9 protein-coding genes and 3 pseudogenes are annotated in these 16,539 nt (G+C 62.1%); 4 read left to right on the top strand and 8 right to left on the bottom strand.

Translation table 11 applies throughout. The features are described 5' to 3' along the window. Positions 1–318, bottom strand: a pseudogene (locus ACP16H_RS25760) (transposase); the annotation flags it as partial. A 327-nt stretch (positions 319–645) separates the two neighbouring features. On the opposite strand from ACP16H_RS25760, the gene ACP16H_RS25755 reads away from it, so the two are divergent. Further along, entirely contained in the window at positions 646–1,650 is a 1,005-nt protein-coding gene (locus tag ACP16H_RS25755; protein ID WP_425075017.1) for a PAS domain-containing protein, read from the top strand. 453 nt (positions 1,651–2,103) lie between these two features. Here ACP16H_RS25755 and ACP16H_RS25750 read toward each other — a convergent pair whose 3' ends face one another. From ACP16H_RS25750 to ACP16H_RS25735, 4 genes are all read right to left on the bottom strand, one after another. Further along, entirely contained in the window at positions 2,104–2,700 is a 597-nt protein-coding gene (locus ACP16H_RS25750; RefSeq protein ID WP_425075018.1) for an SDR family oxidoreductase, read from the bottom strand. Between the two features lie 141 nt (positions 2,701–2,841). Then, positions 2,842–4,218 carry an NAD-dependent succinate-semialdehyde dehydrogenase gene (locus tag ACP16H_RS25745; RefSeq protein ID WP_425075016.1) on the bottom strand — a complete coding sequence of 459 codons (1,377 nt, stop codon included), beginning with the start codon at positions 4,216–4,218 and terminating at the stop codon, positions 2,842–2,844. 194 nt (positions 4,219–4,412) lie between these two features. Then, positions 4,413–5,672: a PAS domain S-box protein gene (locus tag ACP16H_RS25740; protein ID WP_425075015.1), complete on the bottom strand. Its 1,260-nt coding sequence runs from the start codon at positions 5,670–5,672 to the stop codon at positions 4,413–4,415. A 94-nt stretch (positions 5,673–5,766) separates the two neighbouring features. Continuing rightward, positions 5,767–6,573: an alpha/beta fold hydrolase gene (locus ACP16H_RS25735; protein WP_425075014.1), complete on the bottom strand. Its 807-nt coding sequence runs from the start codon at positions 6,571–6,573 to the stop codon at positions 5,767–5,769. A 691-nt stretch (positions 6,574–7,264) separates the two neighbouring features. Between ACP16H_RS25735 and ACP16H_RS25730 the strand changes: the two genes are divergently transcribed. Beyond that, a complete protein-coding gene (locus ACP16H_RS25730) occupies positions 7,265–7,450 on the top strand; it encodes a hypothetical protein (RefSeq protein WP_425075013.1) in 186 nt (61 codons plus the stop codon). Positions 7,451–7,880: 430 nt separating this feature from the next. Here the strand turns inward: ACP16H_RS25730 and ACP16H_RS25725 are convergent, their stop codons facing one another. Both ACP16H_RS25725 and ACP16H_RS25720 read right to left on the bottom strand, forming a co-directional pair. After that, positions 7,881–9,020, bottom strand: coding sequence for an alpha/beta hydrolase family esterase (locus ACP16H_RS25725; RefSeq protein WP_425075012.1), 1,140 nt, complete (start codon positions 9,018–9,020; stop codon positions 7,881–7,883). A 444-nt stretch (positions 9,021–9,464) separates the two neighbouring features. After that, a pseudogene (locus ACP16H_RS25720) lies at positions 9,465–9,841 on the bottom strand (hypothetical protein); the annotation flags it as partial. Positions 9,842–10,569: 728 nt separating this feature from the next. Between ACP16H_RS25720 and ACP16H_RS25715 the strand changes: the two are divergent. Together ACP16H_RS25715 and ACP16H_RS25710 are read left to right on the top strand one after the other, a co-directional pair. Then, on the top strand, positions 10,570–11,679 hold the full coding sequence (locus ACP16H_RS25715; protein WP_425075011.1) for a glycosyl hydrolase family 8: 1,110 nt from the start codon (positions 10,570–10,572) through the stop codon (positions 11,677–11,679). Positions 11,680–12,086: 407 nt separating this feature from the next. Next, positions 12,087–12,718, top strand: a pseudogene (locus tag ACP16H_RS25710) (tyrosine-type recombinase/integrase). A 224-nt stretch (positions 12,719–12,942) separates the two neighbouring features. Here the strand turns inward: ACP16H_RS25710 and ACP16H_RS25705 are convergent. Further along, positions 12,943–16,539: DUF7507 domain-containing protein (locus ACP16H_RS25705; RefSeq protein WP_425075010.1), on the bottom strand; the 3,597-nt coding region annotated here is incomplete at its 5' end.

Genomic DNA, 16,539 nt, shown 5'->3' with positions numbered 1-16,539 from the left:
AACCGATCAGACGCAACAAGCTCTCGACGAACCCGGTCGTCTGCCGGAGCGCCATGCCGAACATGCCCGGGGCTCCGCCCGTTCAGGGCTGAATTGATCCCCCGGATCAATTCCGGGACGCCCTTCACCCTTCATCGTCAGGCATGTCTGGATGGCAGTGTCGCTGTAGGTCTGTTGTCGGCCGCGTTTGCCGGTCGGCGCAGCATCCCAGATCATCTCGGGATCGAACCAGATTGTCAGCGAGCCTCGACGCTTGAGCGCTTCATTATAGGCTGGCCAGTTCCTGGTCTTGTAGGTCGGGGGTGTGGGTCTGCTCATGTCGTCCAGCTACCACGCTGGATTCACGACATGAATCCCTCACAGGATTTGTGCAACAGAGCCTCGCTGACCTCCGCGGCACGGGCCACGAACTGATAATGTGCGGGTCGAAGCGATTACTCTTCGAAAAGACTGTCGGCATTTTCGAATGGCAATGGTCCGCAGAACGTTGCGCCATTCGATCAGACATGCAAAGGGAGGCATCCTGTCGTCTGGCTGGCCAATCGTGCCCTCTACCGTAGACAGGTCAATGTTCCTGTGCAATTAACTAATCCGGAGAAATAAGTGCATCTTTCCCGCATGATGCATGTCGCCGCAGGAGGGCCCATGACCAAAACAGTATTTCATCTGGCCCCGCTCCAGACATATGAGACCCTGACCGAGGGTCAAAAGACCATGGGGCTCGACCTTGCGGGTGTTGGACTGACGGCCGTGGACTACATTGCTGATACCGTTATTCCGGACGCGCGGGTTGCGGAGCTGTTCGGGCTGGAGCCGAACGTGGCCGTATCTCGGGACGCGTTCCACGCGCGCATCCATCCTGCCGACTTGGCGGGCGTCCTCGCTCAGGTTGATCGTCTGCTCGACCCGACCTGCGAGGATGTGATCGAAGTGACGCACCGCACCATCGCGGCCGACGGATCGACACGGTGGGTACACGCGCGCAAGGCGCTTTACCGCGACGAACTGCACCCGGAACGTCCGGCGTCGACAGGCGTTGCAGCCATCATCGACATTACAGCCGAACGCGAGGCTCAGGAGCGCAGCCAGCTGCTCGTTCGCGAGCTTCAGCACCGGACGGACAACATCATTTCCATCCTGTTGACGATCGCACGCATGGTGATGCGAACCGGAGCGCCCGAACAGTTCCTTGAACGGTTCGAGCCGCGTGTAAGCAAACTCGCGGACAAGTTGAAGTTGCCGGATGGCAAAGATGCCGCCGATCTCAAATCGACTGTACAAAATGCACTCGAGTCCTTTGTGATCGATGCAAACCAACTCGATTTGTCCGGTCCCGAGATCCGGCTGACTGGCCCTCAGACACAAGTGTACGCGATGGTCGTTCATGAACTTGCGACCAACGCGGTAAAGTATGGTGCGTGGTCGCAGATCGGTGGCCGCGTCGATATCCGGTGGTCGCATGATGGCGAGGGTCAGCTGGTCTTTACCTGGACCGAGCACGGCGGCCCGCCGGTGGCTGCGCCGTCATCGCGCGGGTTCGGCACGCAGGTCTTGAACCGCTTCGCACAGATGACCATCGGAGGAGAGGCCGAGACCCTCTACGAGCCTGATGGGCTGCGCTACAAGTTGAAGGCAAAGCCGGAAACCTGAAGACACCGCCGCCTGAGCGATTTGCTCGGGATGACGTTTGGTCTGACGCGTGTCGCAGAGAGCCGCTCCCTGTTACAGGCGGGTCTTCCGGCGCGTTCCCAGGCATTGCACCCGCTCCGCTGCATATTGCCCGGACCTGACTTGCTTGCTTCGGAGAAGCCTCATGCGGCGAGGCGTGGCGCGGTCCGGATGTTCCAAAGCATGAGGGCCTCGATGCCGTTGCAGGGGCGTGCTTCGAGCAATCTTCGCCGGATCCGGGCCGTCGACGCCGGCCCGCAGAAGGACCGTCACAGAGGTCGGCGTTTGACCAAGGCGATCAGAGAACCAGCCGGGACACTTCCCTGCATAGCCGTCGCAATGGCCAAACACCGCGACGGCATCCGACGAAGCTGATTGCATAACACGCCCCGGCACACGGCGCACAATGGCTGCGTGTCAATCGACAGCTCGTGGTCACGCAGTTTGCATCAGACGGGTCTTTCCGCCCCAGTCATCGCTTGACACGGCATCAGCCAGAACGCGCGCCACATCACCACGCGCGGCCTTGGCGTGCGGGTCGACATCGCGCCCAAGGATGACATCCCCCGTTCCATCATCGTCGGTCAGGCTCACGGGCCGGACGATTGCATAGGTCAGTCCCGATGCCTTGAGATATTCGTCAGCGTCATGTTTCGCCTGCAAGTAATGCGCCAAATCGGATTTGGAATCCGGATCGTCCGCGCCCACGCTGCTCAACATGACAAACCGTGCAACACCGCTCTCTGCCGCTTGGTCAATCAAGGCCATCGCGCCGTCACGGTCGATCTTGTCGGTCATGTCGGCGCCGGTGTCGCCACCTGATCCTGCGGCAAAGATCACGACGTCGCACCCATCGCACACGCCCGCCGGAAGATCGGCGAGGTCCCCCACGCGCAGTTGCGTCTGGTCGGGAAGGCTACTGGTGTCAGAGCTTTTGCGCACCAGTGCGACGGGCGTATGCCCACCCGCTGCCAATCGTTTCACAAGGCGGATGCCGGTCTTGCCGGTGGCTCCTGCTACGAGAATTTTCATGCTGAGTTCCTTTGTGATCTCAATGATCTGCGATACCGACGGGTCAACCCCGTGCGGTGTTTGGTCGACGACTTCAGAGCTTGCGCCGGTCGCCGTCCGATACTGCGGCACCTGATCCCTTCGACAGGCGGATGGCCGATCTCAAGGCATATAGATCGCCTTGACGTTGACAAATTCCTTCATGCCGAAGCCGCCATGCTCGCGGCCAAAACCGGAAGCCTTCACACCACCAAAGGGCATGTTCGGGTCCGCGGTGCCAAAAGAGTTGATGCGCACCATGCCAGTGTCGAAGTGATCACGGGCCAGTCGGCGCGCCCTGTTTTCGTCCCGGCTAAAGATACCACCGCCCAGGCCATAGCGGCTGTTGTTCGCGATGCGCATGGCGTCGTCGTCATCCTTGGCCTTGATCACGGCGGCGACGGGGCCAAAAATCTCGTCATCGTATGCAGGCGTGCCGGGCTGACAGTCCGCCAGAACGGTCGCCGGATAGTAGTGGCCTGGCCGGTCAGGGGCGTCACCGCCACAAAGGATCCTGGCCCCCCCTGCAACACTTGCGGCGACCTGCTCACAGATCGTCTCGAACTGCTCCTTGCTGGAAAGCGGCCCGAGTTGCGTGTCTTCATGCTTGGGATCGCCAAGTCTTATGGCTTTCATCTGTTCGACGAAGGCGCTGACAAAATCGTCATAGACCGCTCCGGTAACGACAAACCGCTTGGCGGAGACGCAGGTTTCACCATTGTTGTAAAGGCGACCCTGTACGCAGGTCTTTACCGCGAGTTCGACATCCGCATCTTCGAGGACCAGATAGGCGTCGTTCGAACCCAGTTCCAATACGGTCTTCTTGAGGTTTTTCGCCGCGATCTGGCCGATATGACGGCCTCCGCGATCGCTGCCCGTCATGGTGACGCCCCGTATCATTTCATGCTCGATCACGGCGTCAGACGTATCGTGATCGATGATGAGCACGTCAAACAGGCCTTCGGGCAGACCCGCCTCGAGACAGATATCGCGCAGCATCAGTCCGCTTCCGGTACAGATCGACGCATGTTTCAGTATGACGCCGTTACCGGCCATCAGGTTGGATGCAAGAACCCGGGTAGGCTGATATGCCGGAAAGTTCCAAGGCTGGATGCTGTAGACAACGCCGATCGGACAGTAGGCAACAAATCCCTGCCGTCCATCGGCTCCATGCTTTCGCTCTTCGTCGGCCAGCACCGTCGGTCCATGTTCGGCAGTATAATCGAAGATCTTCGCGCAGAGCGCCACCTCGGCCTCGCTGTCACGCAACAGCTTGCCCGTTTCCTCGGTCATCAGGTTGGCATAGGCTTCCGACTTGTCGCGTAATCCTTGTGCAATCTTCTTCAGGTAAAGCGCGCGCTCAGCGTGGCTTTTCGTGCGCCACCCCAGAAACGCGGCGTGACATTTCTCAATCTTGTCGAAGGCGGTTCCGGCAGACATCAGGTCATACCCCACCAGTTCGGTTTCGGTCGCAGGATTGATCGTGGAGAATGCTGTCATCTTTGGGGGCTCACTTTTACGCTTCGCAGTGCAACGTCCGATGATGGATGTCGTTCCTTGGAAACGAGAGATGACGGCAGCGTGAAGACCCCACAACCCGGAACACCGACCAATTCAGGTACCGTCAATCCACGCAGCCCAAGACCTGGCAACTGTATCACGGCGATCAAATTTAAGGGCCGGTGCGCCCGCTGTTACAAATTTGCTGACACCAATCGCCTGATTGAGGCGCTGTAGGTCCAGCGCAAACCCGCCTCATCGAATGCGCGCGCGGTCTGGCCGCCGGTGACGTTTTCGAGGATAGGCCCCGTCACCTGAAATCCGAAGCCCTTGCGTGTGGGGGCCACGACAGGGGGGCCGTCCGCTTCCTGCCAGACCATATGAAGCATCGGCTCGGGTCCGTCACCCATCGTCCAGCGCAAGCAGACGCGGCCGGACGGTTCCGACAATGCTCCATATTTGACCGCATTGGTCACCAGCTCGAAAATCGCCATCCCGATGGCCTGTGCCGCTTCGCGGTTCAGCAGCAGATCAGGGCCTTCTATGGTCACGGCATCGGCCCTCGGATCGACCAGATGAGAGAACTGCGCCCGCACCAGATGACCCAGATCGGCGCTGCGACCGTCTTGCCGGACCAGGCTCTCCTGGTTGGAGATCATGCTGGCAAGCCGTTGCGAGAAGACCTGGTGAAAGGTCGGGCCGTCGTGCAGCCGGCCGGTCTGGCGCGCGATCACCTGCACGATGGACAGGACGTTCTTGGCACGGTGGTTGAGTTCGAGCAGAAGGTTGCGTGCTTCCTCCTCCACCATCTTGCGGGCGCTGATATCCGTGTAGGTCATCACCACGCCGGTCACCCGGCCCATGTCGTCATAGACCGCGGCTTTCGATGCCTCGACAGCGACAGGATGCCCTTCGCGGTGAAACCGCACGGTCTCTTCACGCACCATCTCTCCCGCCATCGCCCGTGCGAGTGCATCCGAAAAGGTCGCGCCGGTTTCGGATGACAGCAGGATCGAGTCCACGGGCTGCCCGATGACCGCGTCTGCATCGTAGCCGAACAGCCGGGTCGCTGCCGGATTCCAGGTCTGAACGATCATCCGGTCGTCGACCGAGATCACGGCCTGCGGCGATGAGCCTACCAAGACCCTGAACACGTCGCTTTGCCGGCGACGAGCGATCAGTTCCTCCTCGAAGGCCGAGCGCGCGACATTGGGAAATACCGCCAGCCTCATCCGCGTCAGCAGCCCATCCTGCACGTCGGCCGATGCGTTGATGAACGCGGGAAACCGCGTGCCATCTGCGCGTTGAAAATAGGCGGATACCTCGTCGAGCCCCCCCTCTGCCGTCAGGATCGGCCTCAGATGGGTTTCGAAATAGATCTGCACGGCGCGCGGCACCAGGTCCTGCAGCTTCAGCGCACCCTGATCCGCAGCGCGCCCCAACCAGTCGCGCATCCGAGCGTTCATTGCAACGACCCGGCCTTCGCCATCGAGTTCTACAAGACCGCAGGGCCAATCGGGTGTCACATCCTGCCGGTCCATGAGGCGATCAGGCACAGACGGGTGAGCGCACGAAACGCAGGATGGCGTCCGACGTCAGCGCGGGTGCGCTCATGTGCGGGCAATGCCCGGTCGCATCCAGTACGGTCAGGCGGGCGTCGTGCATATTCTCGACCATCCATTCGCCGACTTCGGGCGGGACGATGATGTCGTCGCGACACTGAATGATCAGCGTTGGATGAGAGAGCTTCTTTACCTCCGCCCGGTGATCCTGCAGGAATGTGACCTTTGCAAAATGCCGTGCAATGTCGGGATCTGTCCGGCAGAAACTGTCGGTCAGTTCAACGCCCAGATCGGGCCTGGCTGGCACCCCCATGATCTGCGGCGCCATCTGGCGCGCCCAACCCAGATAGTTGGATTCCAGAACATTGATCAGATCCAGCAGGTCTTCTTGCGTGAAACCGCCCTTGTAGGTCCCATCGTCGATGTAGCTGGGCGACGGGCAGACCATCACCAATCGTGCGATCAGATCGGGACGCCGTGTTGCGGCCAGACCGATCGTCATGGCGCTGATCGAATGTCCGACGGCGATCACGTCGCCAAGGCCCTGATCCTCGAGAATGGCAATCAGATCGTCCGCATGGGCCGTCAAAGACGCATAGCGCACAGGGTCATAGTCAGCGGTACGAGAGCGGCCCGATCCGGTCAGATCATAAGTGATCGTCTTGAAGTCATCGTGAAAAGCCGGAATGACCGAACGCCACATGCCGCTGTCACAGCCGTAGCCGTGCAGAAAGATGATGGGAGTGTCGCCACGACCACTCACCGAGACGGCGTTTCTTTCACTCGGGCGCATGTTGAACTCGCTGCAGCTTGATCAAGTAGCGATCAATTTTCAGGTAGTGTAGTTTCCCGATAAAGTGATTGTCCAGTAAACCAATTCGAGGGTGGGGCGCCAGCGGCATGGGTCGCAGGATCAGGACTTCGGCTGGCATGGTCGGCCCGGGGACACGTCTGGCAAGGCGATCGTGTCGCCGACGTCCATGGCGCTCATCTCGGCCGTGGCGAATAACCGTAAGCACCAGTCGAATAACATGATTATGGCGCGCATCTTTCGGCCGAAACGTCCTCCTCGATGTTGCACCTCGATGGCCACCCGGGATCACACCGTCAGCGGCGCCGAAATTGCACCTTCTCCTCGGACGCCAACCGGCCGGGCACACGACATGACCAATCTGCAGGTCTGAAACGCAATCGACCTTGATCCAAGGTCGCCTGGCGGCGGTACCGAATCGAAAGGGTTGAAGTCAAGGAGACGTGCCCCCGGTGCAAGACGTTCAACCGGGATACGCTGAAACACCTACAGGCTTCTTCATGTAGCTGCCCCACGGAGACGACGTCTTCAGGCCACCGACGGCCCTCGCGAAGCGGGCGGATCTGCGGTCGGCATCGTTCTTCGGCATCGGGTTCGCAAGGGTCGTCGACGTTCGGGTTCCACGATTGTCGACGACAAGTTCCTTGACCCGAAGACCTGTCGCGATCTGGAGATGACCAGCCTTACCGGAAGCATCGCATGGCAGGATGGCGAGCCATCGATCCACGCGCATGCGGTCACGACGGGTATGGGCTACGATGCCGTCGCGACACAGGAAGCGGTGAAGAAGGCCGAAGTCGGTTTTCTTCTGCGCTGGCTGACCGTCGAGGCAAGGGCGTCCCGTGACGACCGGACGTGACGTCGGCGGGCGCTTCGTCCGGATGCACCCGCGCAGTCAGAAAATCTGACCCCTGACGTATTACAAAATGCGTTGCATCCTGCACGGAAGTCCAAAAGCGACGGGTTCGGAACCGACCGCGAAACGACCGACGTGACCCGAAGAACGAGTAAAGATCCACCTTGCTGGCGACGACCATCGACGTGTTCACAGGCGTCGCCTGAGGCTTCCATTGGCTGCCGGTGCGCACCACATGTCCGACTTCGAACTGCCGGGGGAGCTTGCCGAAGTCCGCTCAGGGCCGGGGGTCACGGGCTGCAATTCTTTGCACGTGGAAGATGTCGCCGGATGGCCCTTTGCAAACAGCCAAGATCCGGACCTTCGCCGCACAAGATCGCGTGTCAGGATCAGCGACTTTTACAGGAACATCGTCTTCTTGAGCTCCCGGGTGTCAGGCTGCGTTGATCAATGCTGCCGCCTTACGATGTTTCAACGTTGTCCGGTGCTGCAGCATGAAGCGCAGCATCTCGCGGGACGCATCCGGACCGGCTGGATCAGTAAACCGCCCCGACGGGCTCCCGCCTGACCATGCGTGGCCGGAACCCGCGATGACCCAGAACTCGGCGAACGATTTACCTTTACCCTTTCGAAGGGACTGCCGCACAAACTGACGCCCATCCTGCGTCCGTCCTTTGCGTTCGGTTCTGACCAGGTCAGGGTAGGCATCGGCGGCACGCGCAGCGACAAAGCGTCCGTTCCGGATGTGAACGACCTTGTCTTCCTCGCCATGGAAATTGATCGTGGGCATTGGTGCCGGGGACCGGCTGCCCGGTGCGCCGTGCTTCATTGCGATCATCGCCGTCGAGGCATCGTGCGCTGCCCGCACCGCGAGCCCTGAATGCGCGCCGACGGCTGCGAAGATGTCTGGATAGGCGGCTGCCAGGATCAGCGCCATCGAGGCTCCTGCGGACAGACCGGCCACATAAACTCGCGCGGGATCGGCGCGTGTGGCTTCAATGACGTTTTTCGTCAGGTCCGCGAGGAGGGCAGGCTCGCCAGCGAACCGGCCCTGGTCGCTGCGGCGATACCAGTTCCAGCAACGGTTCTTTTGCGCTTGGCGGTTCTGGGCCGGGTAGACGACGATGACACCCATTTCCTCGGCCAAAGCGTTCATGCCGGTCCCGGTCGCGAAATCATCCGGTGATTGTCCACAGCCGTGAAGCATGACAACGAGGGGCAAGGCGCGCTCTGCACCTGTGGCGCTGGCTGGCAGATACAGTTTGTAGTCCAGGCGGCCGAATGGACTGCTGTAGGTCAGCGACTGAAAGCGCGCCCCGCGCGGCATCGGCATTCGTGACCGCACAGTGGCGGTTGACGGCGTGGATCTGACCACAGGCTTTGATGTCGCTGTCGACTGAATCCTGATATGGCTCAGCGCCTTACCGGCACCCGTCGACTTCGATTTTGGCCGGACCTTTCCCTTGGGTGCCTTTGGCAGCATGGCACTGGCCAACTGTCCGAAGGCAGTTGCGGTGGCTTTGCGCATCTGCTTGCGGCGGCGGGCCTGGACCTTCTTCAACGGCTTGAACATGCGCCTCACCGGCTGGATTCGAACGGGGATGCCGCCTCTGAATATTGTTCCTGTTGCATAAGCAAGCGCGGAAACGGCCTGCGCAACCTACGCGTGACAGGGTTCATCGGAAACAGCCTTGTGGCCCCGCGCAGTGCAAACCGGCCATGCGTTGAGAGAGCGCTTGCAGTATAACGTTGCAAAGTTGCTTGTCGACAGACAGCCCGGAACAGATGGTCCCAGCCAATTTAACGGCACCTTTTCGGTCCTGAGGGCACTATTCCCGAATTACGACGGCGGAAGATCAACACCAGGATCTTGAATGGACCAGTGAAACGAGGACGCTTTCCTTGCTGATTTTGAAGCAAGAAGGCCATGATGGACGGCAGCATTTACAATGACGATTGATAGGGGGGTGTTGCAGAAGGGCCGGCTGAGGCGGGAGTGCCCCTTTCGCGTTCAGGTTCAGGCCACGCGGACGACCTCGGCGGTGCCGAGCGCGTCGAAGCGACTGACAAGGGCGACCCGGATGTGGATTTCTGCGGTTTGGCGCTCGGGGTCCCGCGCGGGTATAGGCTCCCCGAAAGCCTTCAGGCATCGCATCCACTGGCCGGCAGGGCATTGCGCAGCAATGTCCCGAGAGGCTTGGCCTCCATGCGGCTGCTGGCGTGGTATCCGGTCCACCGCTTCCAGATTGCCCGTCCGTAGGGATGCGTGGCGCGCAGGATTTCGTTGCGCGCCTTGGCAGCCGGACAGTCCTCTTTCCAAGCCCGACCGTTCCTTCGGATCGGTACGATTGCCATGCCGCCGCGTGCGATGACGGCGCCATGGCAGCGGCCGGTCTGGGGAAGCTGCACCGCAGCGCATCGCCAAGTCCGAAAGACCGATATGGGCTGCAAGCGACGAAGGCCTCGACCAACGTCGAGATCCTGGTTGCCGCGCCGCCGCACGTCCGTTTGGAGCCCTTCACGTCCCGTCTCGTTTCCGTTTCCGCTGCAAGTGCATTCGTCCGCTCCCAGCCGTCCCACGCCAATTGCATGTTGCGCTGCACGACGCATTGTTGCGACACTCAAGGCGAAAACGGGACCTGCGCTGCAGAAGAACAGAATACTCTGTTGCTGGTCGATACGGGACGTCACCTCTGTCAAGGCCGCGAGGATCTGTGGATCGCCCGCCGGCTCTCCTAGGATGGCGTCTTGGCGTGGCTGGGCCAGGGGGGCGCGCCAACCCGCTCGCCGCCGACATCTCATACGCCTTGCCGCGAACGGTTCCAGTCGGGCAGTGTGACGGTCAAGGTGGTTCGCCTCAAGACAACTGGACGAACAGGTCTACGCCACCCTGATCGGAGAGATTCGAATGACGTGTCTCCCGTTCAATGACCAACAGGATTCGACGCGACCAATCCACCTTTGGGGCCTACACGAGGAGGAACTGCCACATGAAACGCCTCTGGTCGAGGTCGCGTGCTTCAATCATTGCATCCTCAATCCTCGTCGCCTGGGGGATCGCAGGCGTCGGCGGTCCCGCTTTGGGCGCATCGTCGGGAGAAGCATCAGTCATCTCTCCCAGTGTGAGCAAGGACCAACGCCGGGCTGCACTGGATCGGTTCTGGCAGAAATGGAAAAACGTCTACCTGGTTGAGGGCTGCGGCGGCGCCTATGTCGACATTGCGGGCGACGGCAAGCCGACCTACGGCGACAGCGTGCCCAATACGCTCACCGTATCCGAGGCCCATGGCTATGGCATGCTCGCCCTCGTCAGAATGGCGGAGCGCGACAGACAAGCAAAACCGCTTTTCGACGAAATGTTTGCCTATTTCCGGGCACATCCCGCCGAAAGCGGGCCTGGCCTGATGGCGTGGAATCAGACCCGCGATTGCAAGGACGCGCCCGAGGGCAAGATGACGGCCAGCGACGGTGACATCGACATAGCCCTTGCGCTGCAATTGGCGCAGGACAGATGGGGCGGCTATGCCGAAGACGCGGCAGAGGTGCGGGCGGCCATTCTCGCTCGCGAGATCACCCGCCATGATCTTGTCAAACTGGGCGACTGGGCGCACTACGAGATCTATGACGTGGCCTCCCGGTCCTCGGATTTCATGCCCTACAACTTTTCCGTTTTTGCCAACGCGCCCGGTCCCGAAGCGTCCCGGTGGAGCGCGATCAGAAGCGCCGGGTATGACGTCTGGGGTCGGCTTTCGGACTCCTATGCGCAGGACACCGGCCTTGTCCCGGATTTCATGATCGGGATGCCCGACAATCCGCGCCCGGCCCCGGCGGGGTTTCTCGAAGGCGAAAGTGACGGGTTTTATTCGTGGAATGCCCTGCGCTATCCCTATCGGCTGGCCGCCGATTACCGGGTCAGCCACGATCCACCCGCCGCCGTTCGGCTGCAACGGATCAACGCATGGATCCGCACTGCCACCGACGGGGACCCGAACCGCATCGCCTCGACCTATCGGCTCGACGGCAGTATCCCGCCGGATGGCCAGTGGACAGGAGAGCCGGGTTGGATCTCCATGTTCGCAGCCGCTGCCATTGCAGGCAGCGGGGCGCCAGAGGCGGATCAGGCCTGGATGGACGCCCTCTGGCTCGCCTTGGTCGCCATTCCCATCGAGGAGGGCGACTATTTCGGCAACACTCTCAAGCTTCTCGCGATGATCGATCTGGCAGAGATGTGAATGCTGCGCCGGATTGACCGACATGGCCCGGATGGCAACGCACGGGACTAGGTCGCGGCTGTGCGCTCCTTTTCGGAGGGATACCACGCCCGCGGCGTCGCGCGTGTTCCCCTTCAAGCCCAGAGATCATACGCTCACGGCGAAAGCCGAAACGACAAACCGCACCGCAACGGCGATGGGAGTTGGTCAACAACCGGTTTGGGCCAGTCGCGTCGCCCCAGAAAACGCCGGCACCGCGACGTTACTAACGTCGCTTCCTGCGCTTTCTGGACCTTGGTCTCATTCACGGGGCAAAGGCCGCCGCCCCGAAGCCGCCGTCGAGCCCGGTTGCAGCATTTCCGTGGTATATTTCCCCGCCAGCACAACGTTGGCGATGTGGCTGGGAGCGGCGGATCGGGGGAACTGCCATGCCTGCTGCAAACCTACCAGCCATCCGCGCCGGCCGCCCCGCGTGGAACAAGGGACGGATCATCGGCCAGAAGCGTCCACTGCTGCTGAAACACGTCTGGGCCATCAGGGTCCGACTTGAGCTGGCGGAACGTCACCGAGATCTTGCGCTCTTCAACCTCGCCATCGACAGCAAGCTTCGAGGCTGCGATCTGGTGAAGCTGCGGGTCGCCGATGTCTTCGCTGCAAACCAGGTCAAGGAACGAGCTTCGATCATCCAGAGCAAGACGGGGCGACCCGTCCGCTTCGAGATCACCGAGGGCACCAGGCGGTCGTTGGCCCGATGGATGGCCGAACCATCGATGATCGGGTCGAGCATCTCTGGCCGGGGCGTTTCCACGAACGCCTTCACATCTCTACGCGACAGTATGCCCGGCTCGTGCGCGAATGGGTTTCGTCCATCGGGCTGGAACCCTCATCATACGGGACGCATTCCATGCGGCGGACCAAGGTGGCGCAGATTTATCGGAAAACGGGGAACCTGCGGGCCGTGCAGCTTCTTCTTGGGCACACAAAGATGGACAGTACGGTTCGATATCTGGGCGTGGATCTGGAAGATGCCCTTGCGATCTCGGAAGGCGTAGAGATCTGATTAGGTGGGCCGGCGGCTGCGCCGACCCGATCCGGACTTTCGGAACACGGGATGCAACGGCCGGTGCCAGACCTTGTTTCGCTGAAACACTCTCCCTGCATTTAGGCCTGACCACTGATTCAACTAATTGCGGCGTTTCTTGCGGTCGGGCCAAACCTTGGCTTCCCCTACCGATGGTCCGAACAGTTTCAAAGTCAGCAAACTTAGCTCACGGTCAAATTTGCTCAGAACGATATATCGACCCCAACCGACGCGGTCCGTTCTCCATTGGCGCCAAGGCCACCGTTGATCTGCAAGGTTCCGTCGACGCCATCCAGTCTGCGCTCCCAAGAGAGTTGCACGGCGGCGCTCTTTCGGTCCTCCAGAATCGCGCCTTCGACCTCGGCGGCGAAAGTGCTGCGGTCGTCGCGGCCCGTGACGTAGAGCCCCATCGCCAGGTCCAGACCGCAGGTCGTCAGATCGGGGCCGAAGCTGCCGATGCACTGGATGCCCGGTCGCAACATCAGGCTTATGTCCTGGTCAGCCGGCAATCCGCCGATGTCGGGCCTGCCAAGATCTCGACTGATCTCCGCCTCCGCATGCAATTGCCAACTTCCGATGCTGTCCAGCCGGAACGTGCCCGTCTCGTGCCGCGGACCCATGCTGGCGGTGACCGAGACCTCAGCCCCGCGGGCAAAGGCGAGATCCACACCCAGCCGAGGCGTGATGGTTGTCCGTCCGTAGGTCAACGGTCGTGACAGGCTCGCCCCGGCGAACAGAGCCTGGTAGTTGTAATTGCCCTTTGCTGTGATCGTCACATTCCGGGCGAAGTCGAAGTTGAAGCTGTGCCGCCCCATGGCAGCGGCCAGGTAATAGTCCAGCATGCCGTCTTCGGGCAGACGTCGCGCCCCGTAGATCCCGCCAAACACGCCGCGACCATCGATGGTTCCGCGTGCCGTTCCGCTCTCTGTCCGGGCACGACTGACGTACCCTCCCAGGAACCACGCGCGCAGTTCATCCTCGCCGTGCAGACGTTCCTGACGATGCGTGTAGGTCAGAACGCTGTGTGACCCGAAACCATCCGCCCGTGTGACAGAGGCTTCGACTGTGTCGATCCGCCATTCTCGCCGCAGGCAGTCGCGCTGCTCGCGCTCAAGGAATGCGTCGCCCTGCACCTCGCCGCCGTTGATTTCCAGCCGCCCTTGGTGGCTGAGAGTCGTATCATCATGGCACTCCTCGTCACTCTCCCGAAGTCGCCGCGCCGCATCTCGGGCAAAGCCCGAGAAACTGCGACTGAGCCGCTCCACCGTCAGGCGAAGATCGTCTTCGAGGATGGTTTCCAGTTCGTCCCGGATCTCGTCGATCAGACCATCCAGTTCCACGATGGTGGGTGTGCCATTGCCTGCGCCGAAGATGGCATTCCCGGTCGGGCTGCTTTCCACAAGAACTGGCGCTCCCCAGGCATCGGTGGCGATAAGTGTCGCGAGGTTCGAGATCTGGTCGCGGTTGACGCTTTGCGCATCCAGCGTGACGCTTGCGGTCCAAATCCAGGTTTCCCCGGCGTCCAGCACGCCGTCCGTCGTGATACCTGTCTGGACCGTCAGTGCCTCATCCGGGGTGAGCGGATCGTCCAGCGTGATCCCGGTCAGCGGCAGGACACCAGCGTTGCGCGCCGTGATGGTGTAGCGGATCACGTCGCCCACCTGCGGTGGTGACGACAAACCGCTGGCATCCGCTGTCTTGGTCAAGGTCAACTGCGTCGCCAATCCGGCCGGATCGAGGGGGACATGGTTGTGGACGATACCCTTGGACAGCGTGGTAGCGTCTCCCCAGTTCGGAAAGCTCATTTGGAAGGACAGGTAATAGGTCGTGTCTTGCCCGACAGCGGGTGCATTGGCGAAAGGGACGACTTCTTCCAATCCCAGACCCGTGCCCGGTGTCAGCGGCCCGGTTTGCGCCGGCAGCAGAGTCGAGGCATCATATCCTGGCGCGCTGACGCGCAGGCTATAGGTGCCGCTGGTCGCGGGCGATTGCAGGAGGAAGGAATATTGGCCCGTCGCGCCGGTTACGACATTGTTGCGGTCCCCCGCAGCCGCTAGCCAACTGTCCGGCACGGGGGTTCCGTTGATCAGCAGGGTCACCGTCGCCCCGGCCAGCGGGGCGCGGGTGACCGAGTCGTAGATCACACCGCTGGGGTCCACCATGAGCGCGTCGACGCCGGTGATCAGCCGATTTGCCCCCAGAACGATGGCGATCCCGCAGACCTCGTCGCCCTGTTGCGAGGCGCCTTGGGCCGTGCCGGTTGTCGCCAGAACACCCTCATCGCTTTCGTGAGAGAACCTGACGCAATAGTTTCCGGGCTCCAATCCAATGAACGCATAGCTGCCGTCTGCGCCAGTCAATACGGTGGTGACGGACGCCCCGGTCGCTGCATCGACGAGGGTTACGACGGACTGAATTCGCGGCCCAGCGGCATCCGCCACGCGGCCAACGATCGATCCGAGGAATGTCACGGTTTCATCGTCATTATCGGTTGCGGTTCCGGACAGGTCGCTCGCCGTCACGCTGCCGACATGCCCGACCGTGGTGGCCTGATTGCGCACGTGACCAGACAAGACATCCGCCTGCGTGACGATGTAGCGCGCGGTGAAGCTGGTGGCGTCCTGCGCCCCGGGCGCGAGGCTGATCGGCCCGCCGGTCACGCTGACCAGAGGGTCGGTCAACGTGATCCCGCCCAGGGTCACCGCGCCGGTGTTCACCACCCGGAAGGCATAGTCGATGCTGTCCCCGGCGCTCACGCCCGGCGTGCCGTCGTCATCGTTCAGCACCGCCGTCTTGACCAGCGCAATGCCCGGCGTGGGCACCAGCGGCGTCACCGTCGGCTCGTCCGTCCCGGTGCCCGAGCCCGATGTATCGCTGATCGTGCCGCCGCCCGGCAGATCGGCCGTCACCGTCGCGGTGTTCTGCACCTCGCCCGCGTCGATATCTGCCTGCGTGACGGTGTAGTGCGCGGTGAAGCTGGTGGCGTCCTGCGCCCCGGGCGCGAGGCTGATCGGCCCGCCGGTCACGCTGACCAGAGGGTCGGTCACCGTGATCCCGCCCAGGGTCACGGCACCTGTGTTCACCACCCGGAAGGCATAGTCGATGCTGTCCCCGGCGCTCACCCCGGGCGTGCCGTCGTCATCGTTCAGCACCGCCGTCTTGACCAGCGCAATGCCCGGCGTGGGCACCAGCGGCGTCACCGTCGGCTCGTCCGTCCCGGTGCCCGAGCCCGATGTATCGCTGACCGTGCCGCCGCCCGGCAGATCGGCCGTCACCGTGGCGGTGTTCTGCACCTCGCCCGCGTCGATATCCGCCTGCGTGACGGAGTAGCGCGCGGTGAAGCTGGTGGCGTCCTGCGCCCCGGGCGCGAGGCTGATCGGCCCGCCGGTGACGCTCACCAGAGGGTCGGTCACCGTGATCCCGCCCAGGGTCACGGCACCTGTGTTCACCACCCGGAAGGCATAGTCGATGCTGTCCCCGGCGCTCACCCCGGGCGTGCCGTCGTCATCGTTCAGCACCGCCGTCTTGACCAGCGCAATGCCCGGCGTGGGCACCAGCGGCGTCACCGTCGGCTCGTCCGTCCCGGTGCCCGAGCCCGATGTATCGCTGACCGTGCCGCCGCCCGGCAGATCGGCCGTCACCGTGGCGGTGTTCTGCACCTCGCCCGCGTCGATATCCGCCTGCGTGACGGAGTAGCGCGCGGTGAAGCTGGTGGCGTCCTGCGCCCCGGGCGCGAGGCTGATCGGCCCGCCGGTGACGCTCACCAGAGGGTCGGTCACCGTGATCCCGCCCAGGGTCAC

Source organism: Sagittula sp. S175, from assembly GCF_049800975.1.
Taxonomy (GTDB): domain Bacteria; phylum Pseudomonadota; class Alphaproteobacteria; order Rhodobacterales; family Rhodobacteraceae; genus Sagittula.
The sequence above is the reverse complement of the archived record's forward strand: the minus strand, read 5'-3'. Positions and strand labels throughout refer to the sequence as shown.

Coding starts and splice junctions, on each gene's coding strand:
- ACP16H_RS25755 (WP_425075017.1), top strand. CDS start 646: ATGACCAAAACAGTATTTCATCTGGCCCCGCTCCAGACATATGAGACC.
- ACP16H_RS25750 (WP_425075018.1), bottom strand. CDS start 2,700: ATGAAAATTCTCGTAGCAGGAGCCACCGGCAAGACCGGCATCCGCCTT.
- ACP16H_RS25745 (WP_425075016.1), bottom strand. CDS start 4,218: ATGACAGCATTCTCCACGATCAATCCTGCGACCGAAACCGAACTGGTG.
- ACP16H_RS25740 (WP_425075015.1), bottom strand. CDS start 5,672: ATGCGCGACTGGTTGGGGCGCGCTGCGGATCAGGGTGCGCTGAAGCTG.
- ACP16H_RS25735 (WP_425075014.1), bottom strand. CDS start 6,573: ATGCGCCCGAGTGAAAGAAACGCCGTCTCGGTGAGTGGTCGTGGCGAC.
- ACP16H_RS25730 (WP_425075013.1), top strand. CDS start 7,265: ATGACCAGCCTTACCGGAAGCATCGCATGGCAGGATGGCGAGCCATCG.
- ACP16H_RS25725 (WP_425075012.1), bottom strand. CDS start 9,020: ATGTTCAAGCCGTTGAAGAAGGTCCAGGCCCGCCGCCGCAAGCAGATG.